General features: G+C 35.4%; 12 protein-coding genes. 8 read left to right on the forward strand and 4 right to left on the reverse strand.

Features of this window, described 5'->3' with window-relative positions; all coding sequences use genetic code 11:
* Nucleotides 1-58: 58 nt before the first annotated feature.
* The 3 genes from ACQ4KW_RS08660 to ACQ4KW_RS08670 form a co-directional block, all read right to left on the reverse strand.
* Nucleotides 59-1,693, reverse strand: coding sequence for a Na/Pi cotransporter family protein (locus ACQ4KW_RS08660; protein WP_430886136.1), 1,635 nt, complete (start codon nucleotides 1,691-1,693; stop codon nucleotides 59-61).
* A gap of 138 nt (nucleotides 1,694-1,831) precedes the next feature.
* Entirely contained in the window at nucleotides 1,832-2,893 is a 1,062-nt protein-coding gene (fliB, locus tag ACQ4KW_RS08665; protein WP_430886137.1) for a flagellin lysine-N-methylase, read from the reverse strand.
* A 394-nt stretch (nucleotides 2,894-3,287) separates the two neighbouring features.
* A complete protein-coding gene (locus ACQ4KW_RS08670; protein WP_430886138.1) occupies nucleotides 3,288-4,283 on the reverse strand; it encodes a YhdH/YhfP family quinone oxidoreductase in 996 nt (331 codons plus the stop codon).
* Nucleotides 4,284-4,412: 129 nt separating this feature from the next.
* On the opposite strand from ACQ4KW_RS08670, the gene ACQ4KW_RS08675 reads away from it, so the two are divergent.
* From ACQ4KW_RS08675 to ACQ4KW_RS08685, 3 genes are all read left to right on the forward strand, one after another.
* Nucleotides 4,413-4,829, forward strand: a complete 417-nt coding sequence (locus ACQ4KW_RS08675) for a MarR family winged helix-turn-helix transcriptional regulator (RefSeq protein WP_430886139.1) — start codon at nucleotides 4,413-4,415, stop codon at nucleotides 4,827-4,829.
* 172 nt (nucleotides 4,830-5,001) lie between these two features.
* Nucleotides 5,002-5,448 (forward strand): very short patch repair endonuclease, encoded by a 447-nt coding sequence (locus ACQ4KW_RS08680; RefSeq protein WP_430886140.1) that lies wholly within the window; start codon nucleotides 5,002-5,004, stop codon nucleotides 5,446-5,448.
* 134 nt (nucleotides 5,449-5,582) lie between these two features.
* Nucleotides 5,583-7,217, forward strand: a complete 1,635-nt coding sequence (locus ACQ4KW_RS08685) for a DNA cytosine methyltransferase (RefSeq protein WP_430886141.1) — start codon at nucleotides 5,583-5,585, stop codon at nucleotides 7,215-7,217.
* A 169-nt stretch (nucleotides 7,218-7,386) separates the two neighbouring features.
* On the opposite strand, the gene ACQ4KW_RS08690 is transcribed toward ACQ4KW_RS08685, so the two are convergent.
* The gene (locus tag ACQ4KW_RS08690) at nucleotides 7,387-8,535 is read right to left on the reverse strand and encodes an ISL3 family transposase (RefSeq protein ID WP_430886142.1); all 1,149 of its coding nucleotides are present in this window, start codon (nucleotides 8,533-8,535) and stop codon (nucleotides 7,387-7,389) included.
* Between the two features lie 362 nt (nucleotides 8,536-8,897).
* Here ACQ4KW_RS08690 and ACQ4KW_RS08695 point away from each other — a divergent pair, with 362 nt between their 5' ends.
* The 5 genes from ACQ4KW_RS08695 to ACQ4KW_RS08715 are packed head-to-tail and all read left to right on the forward strand — an operon-like array spanning nucleotide 8,898 to nucleotide 15,353.
* Nucleotides 8,898-9,125, forward strand: coding sequence for a hypothetical protein (locus ACQ4KW_RS08695; protein ID WP_430886143.1), 228 nt, complete (start codon nucleotides 8,898-8,900; stop codon nucleotides 9,123-9,125).
* Between the two features lie 9 nt (nucleotides 9,126-9,134).
* Nucleotides 9,135-11,003, forward strand: a complete 1,869-nt coding sequence (locus tag ACQ4KW_RS08700) for a hypothetical protein (RefSeq protein ID WP_430886144.1) — start codon at nucleotides 9,135-9,137, stop codon at nucleotides 11,001-11,003.
* Complete coding sequence (locus ACQ4KW_RS08705) at nucleotides 10,987-11,856, forward strand: hypothetical protein (RefSeq protein WP_430886145.1); 870 nt, start codon at nucleotides 10,987-10,989, stop codon at nucleotides 11,854-11,856. Before ACQ4KW_RS08700 ends, ACQ4KW_RS08705 begins: the two co-directional genes overlap by 17 nt.
* The gene (locus ACQ4KW_RS08710) at nucleotides 11,846-12,586 is read left to right on the forward strand and encodes a DUF6339 family protein (RefSeq protein ID WP_430886146.1); all 741 of its coding nucleotides are present in this window, start codon (nucleotides 11,846-11,848) and stop codon (nucleotides 12,584-12,586) included. Before ACQ4KW_RS08705 ends, ACQ4KW_RS08710 begins: the two co-directional genes overlap by 11 nt.
* Nucleotides 12,576-15,353: a helix-hairpin-helix domain-containing protein gene (locus ACQ4KW_RS08715; protein ID WP_430886147.1), complete on the forward strand. Its 2,778-nt coding sequence runs from the start codon at nucleotides 12,576-12,578 to the stop codon at nucleotides 15,351-15,353. Before ACQ4KW_RS08710 ends, ACQ4KW_RS08715 begins: the two co-directional genes overlap by 11 nt.
* The last annotated feature ends 124 nt before the right edge of the window (nucleotides 15,354-15,477 follow it).

Genomic DNA, 15,477 nt, shown 5'->3' on the forward strand with positions numbered 1-15,477 from the left:
GAGTTTTTGTATTCTGGTATCGTTTGAGTCAAGATAATAGGACGGGTTAACCAATGAATTAGGCATCTAAGATTTGAGCTTCAGCTATATTCATTGCGTGGTCACCAACACGCTCAATATTGTTTATCAGTTCTAAGAAGAGTATGCTTGATTTAGGTTGACAGACACCATCTGTAAGACGTTTAATATGCATCTTTTTCAGTGATTTTTCCAGTTCATCAATGCGGTCTTCTATGGCAGTCACTCTTTTTGCTTCATTCTCATCCTCTGAGTGGAAACTTTCAAGGGAGATATTGACTGCGCTTAAAGCGGTGCTATAAATATCTTGAAGCTCGCTGATAGCTTGATCTGAAAAACTGATTTTGTTGGCAAACTTATATTCAAGAAGTTCTGCAATATTTTCAGCATGATCGCCAACTCTTTCAATATCGCTCACGATGTGGAAGTGTGAATCAATTGTTTCCCGCTGTTCACTAGACAGAGAAGCGTTAGAAAGCTTGACCAAATAGTGAATGATTTCTTCTTCCATTTTATTGATTTTCTTTTCGATTTCAAAAACTTCCTCAATTTTTTCAGATGTATTTGAGACAAAGCCATCCATAGCATAGTCAAAAGATGTTTTTGCAAGATCACCCATAACAGAGATCTCATGTTTGATTTGCTCAAGTGCAATATATGGTGTTTCCATTATTCTATCATCAAGTGCAAGAGAGTAATCTTTTTCTTCTTTTGTATCCTGTTGTGGCAATAGTATGAAGGCAAATTTTACAATCAAAGGTGCGAATGGCAATAAAATCATGGTGTTAATCACGTTAAATAGTGTATGTGCCCAAGCAATCTGTCTTGCAGGGTCATCCGACATACGCTGAACAAGATCCACTGTTATATCAGATAAAAGGAGTGCAAACAGCAGGGTCCCTATCAATTTGATGGTCAAATGGATGAGGGCGGCTCTCTTAGCAACTCTTTTTGTCCCTATACTTGATAACAGGGCAGTAATACAAGTTCCAATATTTGCGCCAAGCAGAACTGGAAATGCCGATTCAATGTTCAAAAGACCAGCTGCTGCGAGGGCAATCATAATTCCCGTTGTAGCTGAAGAACTTTGAATAACACCAGTGACTAAGAAACCTGTGCCAATAGCCAAGAATGTATCAAGGAGGGTTCCACTCCCGAACCGAGTCAATAGGCTTGTAAAAGGTTCATAAGTTCTAAGAGGTTTACAGGCTGACTTCATAATGTCCATACCTAAAAATAGAATACCGAAGCCAATGAGGATTTCTGAATACTTTTTGATGTTGGAGTTCTTAGTAGATAGATTTATAACAACACCTAGAGCAATTGAAAAGGGGGCAAGTGCTGTAAGATTAATAGACACCAACTGTGCCGTTATCGTTGTACCTATGTCAGCGCCCATTATGATGCCCACAGACTGTGTAAGGTTCATGATGCCTGCATTTACAAGACCAACAACCATAACAGTTGTAGCAGATGAACTTTGTATAATTGCAGTCACAACCATGCCGATAAATACAGCCATAATTCGGTTGCGGGTGAGTGCCTCAATAATACTTTTCATCTTATCGCCAGCAGATTTTTGCAAGCCATCTCCCATGACGTTCATGCCGTACAAAAATAGTGCAAGGCCTGTTACAATCTGTACCAATATTTCTGAAATATTAAATTCTGTCATTATCTTCTCCTTTAGTGAATAGTACAATACTTATCCATTCTACTAGATTTGCGGGCTAAAAAGAATCAGAAATTTTTACAATTTCAATGTTATTGAGCTCTTATACAGTTTAGAGACAATAATGCGGTGAAACGACCCTCATAGAAGTACATGTCCAATTTCATGGTGGAATACAGCATGGTGTTCTAGACCTTTTGAAAACATTTGAATAATTCTAGCCACACGCTTGTTATCAAAATGACCATCAAAGGCTATAAGCAGTCTAAGGATTTGGACTTTTACAAGCAGAGATTGAAAAGAACCCATTTTATTATTATGGGTGATACAAGGATAAAGATCTTTAAACATTTGATGAATCAGATAATTAGACATAATTCCGTCGATTTTGGTGAGTTCCTGTAAATGAAGTGATTGGTAAGAAGACGTACCGATGCAATCGTCTATAAGCTGATCCAGTTCATCGTGATCTGTCTTTCCAACTTTCTTAAGAAAAAGGATGAGTTTCTTATAGAGGACATTGTCAATAGATGAAGTCGCCTCTTTATTTGAAAAGTTATAGACGACTAGAGCTTCTTTTAGTTTGTATTCATCCATATCCTGGGTGTGCTCATGAAAAGCTATGAGCATTTCCAGTTTTTGTTCAAAGGTGTATGCCTCGTCTCTAATTAGGTCAAAAACGCGATGTCTAAAAGTATGAAGGGCGTCTTTTGAGCAGAGGACTTTACCATCTTCTGTTATTATAGTCTGCATGACCACGTCTCTTTTGGGACCTCTATGGATTTCAATAAGTTCGAGTGGGGAACCAAGCAGCAGTTTTTCGGTGGCTTCTATGCAGGCAAGAGAGAGGCTTTCTTCGTAGACACCATCGACAGTGTTATAATATCGCGGATAGAGTGCACATACACTTGACAGACCTCTTTCACCATTTGATTTCTGTATATCACATAGATTTTCAGTGTCCAAAAAAGGACATCTGTCATTGTCTTTACAGTCTATAATTGCGTAATTTATATTTGGTTGAGTCATATAGTCATTGATATATGTGTATTCAGTCATGGTTTTCTTAAAACGGGGGTCGTTTTTAAGTTTTTCGTAAGTTGCCTCATCAAGGGGAATGCCCCAGCCGGTGCAACAACTGTCTGTACAGGCACTGGCTATGCACTTGAAGTTTAGGCTTTGTTTAAATAGTCTTGTTAACATATTGCTCCTAACAATTTATACTTTCATGGTAGTGGTCGGCTCTTTCTAATAGTTTACTATAAAAGCCTCAGGTTTAAGGTCAAAGTTAACAAAAAAGTATGGGCCCATATTTATGATTAATTTATAAATATTGAATTTTTTCGAATTGAGTAATTTATGTGTTTTAGTGTCCCATCCTATTGTGATACAGTCTAAAACTACAGATACTCAGAAAGTAGATAATTGTATGGCAGGGGAATCTCAAGGTGTTTGTTATCGAAAAGACAAAGCAGTATTAAAAGGGTGTCAAAGAACAACTATAAAAAGTCATACTTTGACACCCTTTTTATGAACATTTGGCTAATGGTTATATGCCAATGACATTAGATCAATTTCATACAAACAAGCAATTAGATTAAACAATTTTAAGGACATGTCGCCCAGTATGGGAACCAGCCTTTATATTCTCAAACACTTCATCGAGTTCTTCCATAACAACTTCTTTAACAATCGCCTGGCTCATGATGTGCCACTCATTTGCAAATCGATCCCAAATGGCATCACGTTTTTCGATTGGGAAGTTAACGGAGTCAACGCCTAGAATACTAACCCCTCTAAGGATAAATGGCATAACTGTTGAAGCAAACTTAATGCCACCTGCATTGCCGCACATGCTCATGCTACCGCCGTAATAGATTTGTGGAAGTATACCAGAAGCGACTTCGCCACCAACAACATCAAGAACATAATGGAATTTTTGTTTATCAAGTGCTTTTGGCTTTTCCGGTAGAATATCGCGTGACAATAAGACGCTGGTTGCACCGATGGAGAGAAGCTGTTCAATTTCACTTTCCTCTCTTACAAGTGCGTGAACATTTTTATAGCCGCTTTCCTTAAGAAGTTGGATGGCAACACTGCCAACACCGCCCGAGGCACCTGTAACGAGTATTTCCTGATCCATATCAGGGGACATGCCATTTGCTTCAAGTGTCATAATTGAAAGAGCAGCAGTAAATCCAGCCGTTCCGATGACCATAGCATCACGAAGTGATAAACCGTCAGGCAATGCAACAACCCACTCAGCTGGCACACGAACATATTCCGAATAACCGCCTGTATGGGTCATGCCCGTTTGAAAACCGGTTACAAGAACATTTTGGCCTTCTTTAAACTTGTTGTTTTCAGATGAAACAACGGTACCACTTAAATCAATACCAGGAATCATAGGATAGTTTCGTATAACGCCACCTTTGGTTTGTACTGCTAGCATATCTTTAAAGTTTACGGATGAGTATGCCACTTTTATAAGCACATCACCTTCTGAAAGCATGTCGGTTGTAATTTTTTCAATGGCATGTGAAACTTCACCGTTATTTTCACGAACAACAATCGCTTTGAAATGACTATTCATATTAAAAACCTTCCTTTTCTCTTATTCAAAATGATACGAATACAAAACATTTCTTAATAGGAACTATTTTCACTTCAAACATTATCAGAACTATGGTATACTGTCAATAGAAAAAAATGAGGTGGATTTATGGAAGTTAGAGAATGTATCAATTTTTTATTGGGTGCTTCACAAAATGTGGTATTTAAGTATTTTTCAAAACGACTATCAGAGTATGGTGTGACGCCTTCACAATATGGCGTTTTAAATTGTCTTTGGCAATATGGTGATTTGAGTCCATCTAGAATAAGAGAAATATTGAGTCTAGAAGCTTCATCGGTATCTGGTCTTCTTGATAGGATGCAAAAGGGTGGACTTATTGATAGGCATATCGATCCAAATAATCGAAGGCTAATAATTGTATCTCCAACAGAGAAATCGATGGAAGTTAAAGACGGTGTGGAAGCGGTGGTCAAAGAGATGAATGATAAGTTTCTACAGCCGTTTTCGGATGAGGAAAGAATAATACTAAAGAATGCACTTTTGAAAATTATTGATATGGAATGAAAAATGAATTGCCGAGCTTCCTAAAATCAGGAGCTCGGCATAGGAATGAAGTGGAAACTTCTATTGGTGCCGAAGGTTCGGGACAGGGGAACCCACACGAGGGGTTAACTTATCAAAGTGTGTGAAATGTGTTATAATCATAATAAGAACTTATGTTCGGAGTGATGGTTAAATGACTGATAAAATTACAAAGCCTCAGAGAAGTTATAATATGTCTCGTATTCGAAGTAAGAATACAAAGCCTGAGGAAAGGGTTAGAAAGTATTTGTTCAGTAAAGGTTTGCGGTACAGAAAAAACGATAAGCGATATCCTGGAAAGCCTGATATTGTATTGCCCAAGTATCAAACGGTAGTATTAGTTAATGGATGTTTCTGGCATATGCATGAAGGGTGCAAGTACTCATCAATGCCAAAGAGCAATACTGAGTACTGGAAAAAGAAACTGGTAAATAATAAAGACCGTGATGAAAGAGTAATATCTGAGCTTGAGAGTTTAGGATTTACAGTTCTTGTCGTATGGGAATGTGAGATAAAAGAGGATTTTGATGAAGCAATGATTAATTTTATAAGAAAATTGTTGGCAGTTAATACGAGAAACTATGATATAATTAACTGTTAGTGTATTTTATTTGATCGGGTCAAATTGTTTGAGTATAGAAATTGACTAAAATTATTTTCAGCCACAGATAAGCTACTTTGATTTATTTAAGTAGCTATTTTTGTATGGAGTATTAAGCTTGGAGGATTGAGCAAGTGTACAACCAGAAACTTAAAACGATTGATCTTTTTGCGGGAGCTGGGGGATTGAGCAGCGGATTTTTGCAGACCGGTGCTTTTGAAATAAAAGTTGCTGTTGAAATAAACAAGAATGCACGAGAGACATATGAATGTAATCATAATGATGTGCAAATGTATGATGACATTAAAAAAATAAACTATGAAAAGCTGGAAAATGAGTTTGGAAGATTTGATGTGGTGATTGGCGGTCCACCTTGTCAAGGATTTTCAAATGCAAATCGTCAGAAGAATAATCTGATTTGCAGTAACAATGAGCTAGTAAAAGAATATATTAAAGCCATTGAAAAACTCAAACCAAAAGCGTTTTTAATGGAAAATGTAAAAAGTTTCGAGTCTGAGAAGCATAAGTTTTTTCAGACACATCATTCAATTACTGAGTTGGAGAAACTTGAGATTTGTCCAGTAACCGAAGAATTTATGATTGGTGAGTACAATAGATTTAGTGATGCGCTATTAGAGTTCGTAAATAATAGCGAAGAACTCGATTCTTACATTATGCCTGAAAGCTTTTTATCAATTCTTAAAACATTACTTAGGTATATTGACAACGATGAAAAGTTTAGAAGTAAAGTAAAGAAAGAGAAGAGTCTTACATTTAAAACTGATTCTGAAATTGATTCAATCCATAGAAGGTATTGGAATGAAGAGTATAGAAATTGCTTTATTGAGCTATATAAAGCAATTTCAGCTGATAATGGCATTGATAAGGAATTTCTTCAGAAGTTGTTGAATGATCTGGTTGAGACTCAAAAGGTTCTTTACAGGATAAATGAAATCAGGAAAATGAATGTTGTTGAGGGCAATAAAAGATGTACTGAGAAAAAGTTTATCGTTGAACTGAACACTTACAACGTCTATGACTATGTTAAAAAAAAGCTCAGAAGTTTAGGTTATGTGATTGATGCAGGAGTATTAAATGCAGCTGACTATGGTGCACCTCAATTACGTAGAAGGTTGTGTATTGTTGGTATAAGAAATGATAATAAACCCGATACTGAAAAGTTATTGCCCAAACCATTTCTTAAAAAGGAAAACTATTATAATCTTAATCATGCAATTGCTGATATAGAAAATTGTTTCTATGAAACTGATGTGAATAAAGATTATTTAGTTGAGTTGAAGGAAAAGAAAAATAGTAATCCATTGTTAGAATACTTGAACGATACCAATTTTGTGAACAATATGGTTATAACTGATACAAGACAAATTGCTCTCCAAAGATTTAAGGCTTTAAAGCCTGGTGAGAATTTTCATAATTTAAGTGAAGAACTCAGAAACAATACTTACACAAAACCAGAAAGAACCCAAAGCAGTATCTATAGGAGGCTTGTGTACACTGCACCTTCACCTACTGTTACAAATGTACGGAAATCAATGTGGATTCATCCGACTAAAGATCGTGCGATTTCAATTAGAGAAGCGGCTAGAATTCAGACGTTTAAGGATTCGTTTGTGTTCAAAGGAGATAAAAACTCTCAATATCAGCAAGTTGGAAATGCAGTTCCACCATTGCTTGCTAGGAGCATTGCTGAGACTATTCTTAAGTTGCTTAATTTATCATATGGTGTTCCGATTAAAGAATTATTATAAAGCGCATTTGCGCTTTTTTTCTAGGTTCTAAGTCAATAGTTGGGGTGCGATCTTTCAGATCGCACTCCATTACTGCTTTTTGGAGTGAAATAGAAATGCAGAGAAGCTCATGGTAGTTGTAAGCATGCTTAATAAGCCAGCAACATCTGGCACTGAAATTTGAGTAATATTAGTGATTACATGTATGTAGAATCCTGTTTCTGAATCTATTGAAGTTCCGGAATCCATATGAAACACGTTTAAGAACTTTTATCTTATTGTTGAAACCTTCAGTAGGACCGTTAGTATATCCGTATTTGAAGGCGTGCAGAATTTCTTGATGCCAGTTTCTAAGAGCATTAATGCAGTTCTTAAACTCAGGGATGCAAAGAGACTCAGCATATTTAATCCAGTCTGTATAAGCTTTGCGCTGCAAAGAGTACTTATCCATTTTACATATATCGTAGAATTTTTCTTTAAGGTAGTATGCAGTTCTTAAATCGTCATGGTATAAAAGCATGTTTTGAAGACGTTCTTTGTCGTTATCTGAAAGCTTATGGTTTCGTTTAATAATGAGTGATCTACTGCGTTTAAAGTACTTTCTGACTGATGGAATCATGTCCTTTTGAGCGCGCTTTCGTACGTTCTCAATAGCCCAAGTTACTTGCCTAATAAAGTGATATTTGTCGGTGATGATCTTGGCATTAGGAAAGAAGTCTCTAGCTATTTGAGCATACTGCTTCCACATATCACACACGAAGTATTTGACCTTTTGTCGTTCGAATAGTGGGATAGACCTGAAGTAAGCCTGCAGATGTTCAAGTCTACGATCTGGTAGTATGTCGAGGATACGTTTTTTCTGAGCGTCAACGAGAATGCACTGATACTTATTATTACCAGCATTCCCTTTGAACTCATCAATGGATAGAACTTTAGGCATACGTGTGATTTTAGGATAACTAACGAAGTCAAATGTTCTAGAGACTGTTGTCGGAGACAATCCTAGATCTTTTGCAATGGTTATGATTGGAATGGACTTAGCCATCTGATTGCAGATCATTGCACTCACACGATTTGTCTTGCGCTGATACTTCGGTAAGAAAGTATATGGTTCATAGAACCTTTTTCCACAGGAGCAGGCATATCGTCTTTTCTTTAGAATGACTAGAGCTTGCTTTCCGCTAATCGGTAGATCTTTGAGTGTCTGGTTCCTGTAATCATGAACCTTCGAAGTGTGATTTCCACACACAGGACATGTGATTGTTTTCTTTGCTGTTGTAACATAAAGTTTGACGCAAGTATCGGTATGAGAAATATTCTTTACACGAACTCCTTCCAAACCTAGCAACTTGCTGATAGAATAATTGTGCACTTATAACTTAGCTCCTTTCTTTATGTTTGTCTTGACAACTTACATTTTAAAGAGCTTTGTCTATAAGTGCACTTCTATTTTTTGTAACAGTAATGGGGCGGATTATTAATCCCCCCCAACATTTATTGTAGAACTTTTTTTACTTTAATAGCTCTACATTAGAAATAATTTGGAAATAGAGCGCTCAATAACGCAGTGTTATTGAGTTCTATGAGACATATATATAAAATGAGTGCACTTATATAGGAAATGATGACAACAAAAGTTGAATATATAAATTATGAGTGATATAGTGTTAATATAAGAACGAGTGAATCTGAGGTGGGAAAATGAAAGAATCAAAAAAAGAAAAGTTTGTTAGAATTGCTGAATCAAGGACGAGTAAGATTATAGAAATGATACGTTTACTTGGAAATTGTTCTAACACAAGAACATATGAGTATTCGAAAGAAGATGTAAAAAAGATCTTTACAGCATTAGAAGAAGAGTTAAAACTTGCACGATCAAAATTCGATGTATTCGATTCACAGTCAGAAAACAAGAAGTTTAAACTTTAAGGAGTGTGCATGATGATTCAATGGAGATATCCATCTAACGATTACGGTGAAAACAAAGGTATAAATGACTCTGGTGTTGCAATGTTTAGAGGAACACCACTAAAATCATTGGCTCGTGAGATATGTCAGAATTCACTGGACGCATCAACAAATTTACCAGTGAGAATAGATTTTAATGTATTCGAGATTGATTCAGGACAATTGCCAGGACGAGACTCATTAGAAGATTCATTCACTAGATGTTTAGAGTTTTGGAAAAGTCAAAAAGCTAGAGCAACAAAAGATTTTTTCACAAATGCTAAAGAAAAAATAAGCCAGGAAAAGTGTTCTGTTTTAAGGATAAGTGACTTCAATACTTGCGGTCTTACGGGTTCAAAAGAAGATATCAATACTAATTGGACAAACCTCACAAAGTCTTCAGGTGCATCAGATAAAAGAGGGACTGCTGGAGGTTCATTTGGCATTGGTAAGTTTGCTCCCTTTGCATGTTCCGAGTTTTCAACTGTCTACTATAGTACATATGATGTTGAAGGTTTTTCTGCATATCAAGGTGTATCACGTATTGTTACTTTTACTAGAGAAGATGGTGAAAATACACAAGGGATTGGATACTACGGAAATGACAAGAATACACCTGTTTATGAGCAATTAGAGATAGATCGAAGTTTTAGAAGGTCAGACGCTGAGTATGGAACTGATATTTATATAGCTGGATATAAATACGCAGGTGAAGAATGGGAGCAGAAAATACTTATTTCCATTTTGGATGGGTTTCTTGGAGCCATTTGGGATGGAAAACTAATTGTTAATGTAGGCAGTATTGAAATAAGTAAAGATACACTTAGTGATCTAGTTGATACGTACAAAGATGATTTAACCGGGTACACAGAAAAATATTATGAAGTTTTAGTGTCGGAAAATACACATTGGAAGACTGAGGACTTCAACGGATTAGGCGAGCTTAAACTTGGAATATTGTTAGGTGATCCTAATGCACCGAGACGTGTTGCTATGATAAGACAAACTGGCATGAAAATAATGGATAGAGACAGACTTTCTGGACACATTCCTTTTGCGGGAGTTATGTTCATAAATGGAGAAGATATAAATAAGCGACTGAGACTTATAGAAAATCCAGAACACACGGAGTGGCAACCAGATAGATCACCGCATCCTACAAGAGAGAAAGAATTATTAAGAACGTTAAATAACTATATCAGAGATTGGATAAATGAACTGGTTTCAAATGGCAGTGATCAGGAAATTGATGCAGTTGGTGTAGGTCATTTTTTGCCTGACGAAATCGAAGAGTCACAAGAAGAAGTTAAAGAAGAAGCTGTAAGTGACAAAGTGGTTGAGGTTGAAAAAAAGAAAGTCGAAAGAAGAGCACCTTCTAGTAGCAATATTCAAGAATCGAGCGAAGAATATGACGTTGAAGATGTGAGAGGCTCATCACCTGGTGGAGACGGAACAGGATGGGAACATGATGATGATAAGAGAACTAAAGAAGATAAGCGTGATCCAAAACCAACTGGAAATTCAGAAGGTGAAGAAAGTCAAGTGAAGACAGTTGTAGATGTTAAGTTCCAGAAGTTTCTTCCTATATGCGTCGATAAAGAGAATGGCAAATATGCAATGGTGATTGTTCCTGAAACAGACGGGATAGAAGGTGTCTTAGAACTGTTCTTATCAGCCGAAACCCAACAGTATAAAGCTCCAATTCTTGATGCCAATGTAATCAATGGTAAATGTATCGTAGCTGATAATAAAATTAAAGGTGTTGAGTTTAAAAAAGGTCAACCAATACGATTGAGTCTTGTGTTGGATTATTATGATTACTGTTCATTGGAGGTTAAAGCATATGCGACTTCGGTCTAAGTATTTCACCTATCCAGTAATATCAGCTGAAAATGACAGCTATAGTGATTGTATATTCAATACAGATGTCAGCCATGAAATGGATGGTTATAATGTTAAACTCAAGTTTGCTATTGAGTTTAACAACAAAGAACTACTTGATATGATTGAAAATGGTGATGCTGAGTATGTTCATCATATTGAATGTTCTCAAACATGCTATCGAACAAGCATCTCAACAAAAAGTAGAGAGATGGAGTATTTGATTCACAACAGTAATGTAAATGGGAAAATTGAAGTATGTAGTTTTATTATTGCGAGGAGTGATCTTAATAAGTACTCTAACTCGCAATTTAGTAGTGATTACAAAGGGTTTAAGTTTGATATTGAAAAAGGGTGTATACTTGCAGTTGGAAATGAATTTGAGCTGCGGATAAACAAGGTTAAAGATGACTTAATAAATACATCATCCATATTTAGTATAGCTCCTAATTTAGACGAAATGATTACAGATATCAAAGTAAATACGCTTGGTGAAAAAATTACTATCCTTTTACCAAATAGGACTTATGGATTTTACAATAACATGAAAAGTTTCATGGATATTCAACCAGTTATGCACTCTATGATTATAATTCCAGCATTGATGCAAGTTTTTAATGAGCTTAAAGCTTCAAGGAGTCAGCTTTATGAATATGAAAACAGACGATGGTATAGAGGACTAAGGAAAACATGCAATAAAATGGGTATACAGTTTGATTATGAGGGATTGGATAATATTCAATCCTTAGAGGTTGCTCAAAAACTATTAGATACACCAATCGGAAAATCATTTGATTATCTGATGAATGGAGGATTCAATTATGAAGATTAGATTTGTAACTGAAGATGGACTTCACGCAATCAAAAGCAATCATAAAGAAATTTTCAGTAAGATTATTGATGATAGAAGTCTATGCGTCGAATCTTTGTTCTCGGATAAAGATCTTCTGAAAGACACGCCGTACGAAGTGAATGATTTTCAATTAGACACTTCTCAACCAAAAGGGAAAGAGCACTTAACAGATTTTGAGAATATAAAAAGGATATACACTCATTTGAAATCGATATCAGATTCTCAAGCTTCTGATGAGAGAATTTGGTCAGCGTTTACATTATTCGAAATGAGAGATTATATGGAATACCGATGGAAGACAAATGAAGTAAACGAAATGATGAATCGGTACTTATTCAATTATGGAAAGCAGCGATCACTATTCAGAAATGGAATATCAAGACTCTGGTGGATTGGAAGAGTTACTTATGATGAGGGTCGAGAAAACCCTTTCGAGTTAACAGAATTTTTATGTAAAAATCAGGACTATATTGAAAGTATATGCGGAAGAAATGTTTTCAATAATGCTCATGTAGCTCAAGCAACCATTTCTGCACTGATGTATGCTGAAAGCGATGGAATCAAAATTGATCGTCAGTTGGTTCGAGACATAGGCAAATATCTTAATATGCTAGCTGGCACTTATATTGTAGATGCACTAACATATGAAGATGTATACGATAAGGTTTATAAAAGGATTGTTCATTTGAGAGGAAAAGATGACTTGTAAAAATTGTAATGAGGAATATGACCATTCAAAATTTGAGTTTTGTCCATACTGTCTTACATTGAATCTTGATGTTGAAAATGTATCAGATGAAAAATTCATTGATACATTCTCAAATCATACAGAGCGTATGGAAGTACCGGAATCAAGTCTGTTAGGAGATTCTGGCGAAAACTGCGAGTCGAGTGAAGTTAATGAAATTGAAATGGAAAGCGAATCAGTCATTGAAATTTCTTCTAGTGAACACTTTGGAACAAATGAAGGTAATAACTTCCAATTGTGTTTAATAGAGAAAACTGACATACCGATAACTGAAGTTTTTAAAGGTAACACTTTCAATATTTTTGTAGAGTATTGCTTATCTAAGGGCATTATTACTATGGGGGATTTGGAGTCATTTGACTTCGGTTCTATTCAAAATCTCCGAGGTATTGGTGAACGTAAGTATACAAAAATAATGTCAGAATACAAAAAGTTCATTGAAGATGAAATCGATGAAAATCATGTTTTAAAGATATCATCTACTCCAAAATCAAAGTTTGAAAACGTCAATGTTCAGAACAGAAATCTTTCTATAGAGGCTTTAAATATACTTGGAATTGGCAATAGAACAATAAATAAACTAATGCAAAGTGGATACAAGTCGATTGCTGATCTTGTTGAGATGAGTGAATCTACTCTTAAAGAGCTTTTAAGGAAGCCGAATGTAGAGAAGTTGTATTTGACAATTGATTTGTTGAAGTATTCACTTGTTGATCTGACCAATCAGATACTTGAAAATGAAAAAGGTAGTTCTGAGTATGAGATTTTCTTAAATCGAGCTCATGGGTTCACCCTAAAAGATATTGCAGAAGATGAAGGCGTGACAAGAGAGCGTATCAGACAGAAGGAAGCTAAGTTCTTTAATAAAATTTGGTTCTTTCTACATGAGTTAGTTGGTTCTAGCTTGGAAGCTAAAGGGTACATTACTGTTCAAGAGTTACTTGATGTATTTGAGGATGAAGACTTTGGAAGAATAATGGTTCATGCATGCAAGTTCTCTGATGAAATTGAGTTCTTAGATTTTGCAGATGTGTTAGTAAGTAAAGCTACTCACATTAACGCAGAAAAGAAAATTATGCTTATTCTAGAGGAATTTATAGAAGAAGGTACAGATTTAATAGTTTACCAAGAAGAGTTGGAAGAATTGCTTGCGGATAATGGGTTTGATTTTTTAAGTCTTGGTGCAATTAAAAATATATTAAGGAAGAACAAGTATAAGGTTTACAAAAATTTTGTTACAAGAGGGAGAACATCATATGGATACCTCTGCGAGAAAATTATATTTGACTGTTTTCCAAATGGGATCAAGTTAAGTCAAAAAAAGAGCAATGATTGTAAGGATCTTAAAAAATTAAGAGAAATCGTTCTTGATAAGTATGGTGATTTAGGACTACCAGTAAGTGATCGAGCTCTTAGTGCTCGGATATCTGATTACCTTGTTATAAGTGATAGAGGGATGGCCATATCACCTAGAAAAGTACAGATAGATATGGACACACTTGAACGTATCAAAAGTTTCATAGATAAACTTCCGGAAAACACAGTGTATTATAAGCAATTATTTGCTGAGTTCGAAGGTGTCCTTAATTTCACTAGTAATGTAAACAATGAGCATTTTCTGCATGGTGTACTAAAACTGTTCTATTTGGAAGAATACACCTTTGATAGAGATTATCTAATTAAAAATAGAGGAGGCTCATGTTCGGATAAGGGTGTAAATCAAAGGATAAAAGAGTTCATTATTCAATGTAATCGCCCAGTTACTCATAAGGAGCTTAAGAATAAGCTTAGCGGATTTAGTGATGTAATGTTCTTAAATGCGATTAGTAATGATTCAGAGTTACTCCAGTGGGATTACAAGACATATTACTGTGGTAGTTTACTTAATGCAAGTGAAGCTGAAGTTATTCTGTTAAGGAACATAATTGACAGATTACTAAATCGAAATTCTGGTTACTGTAGCGATGCACTACTTTATGATATAACTATGAAGGAAATGAATGAGTTTATTGATAGAAATGTTATAAAGAAGCCGATGAATTTATTCTATATAGCATCCTACTTGTTTGAAGATGAATATGATTTTAAAAGACCACATATAGGTCTGAAAAATCACTTTAGAAGCTTTACAACAAAGGATATTGCAATACAACTCCTCAATGATCCAGATTATTTATCATATACTGAATATTATGACTTGAGCAAAAAGCTTCAGTGGTCATCAGCAACATCAAGCATGGTGTTTTATGAGATTGAAGCCGATTATATTAGGATTTCAAAAGATAAGTACGTTCACCACAGTAAATTCAACTTCAATGAGGAAACTCTAAATGAAATTGAAGAAATAATTCGAAAAGACATTTCCAATGGATATTTGGTAATATCCAATTTTTCTGATTGGCAACTATTACCGAGTATTAGGTATGAATGGAATGAGTTTTTATTGGAATCGATAATATCTTGGAATAGCCCTAATCTAAGAGTTGTCCAGCCAGAAGTCACTGATAGACGATATCAAAAGGGGATTTTCGTAGATTCAGAATTTGGCTTAATTACCTACTCTGGAATAATTGCTCATGCAATGAAGTTAGCAGGAGTTAGTGAAGCTAGTGAGCGTTCATTCTACTCATTCTTAGTAGTCAATGGTTTTGCTCGTAAAGTGATACCAGGTGAACTTTATAATTCGGAATCGATAGTATTTCAGAAAGATAAGTTCATTTTAGTTTAATTGAGACATTGCATTTAGTGAAATAAACGCAATATCAATGTATGTCAAAACACAAAACATTTGATAAAAATCGTTAACAGAACGGTATGATAAATTTATCTTTACTGAATAGTTGAATAAAGTG

This window comes from Tianxiuia mixotrophica (assembly GCF_050596425.1).
Taxonomy (GTDB): Bacteria; Bacillota; Clostridia; order Peptostreptococcales; family Acidaminobacteraceae.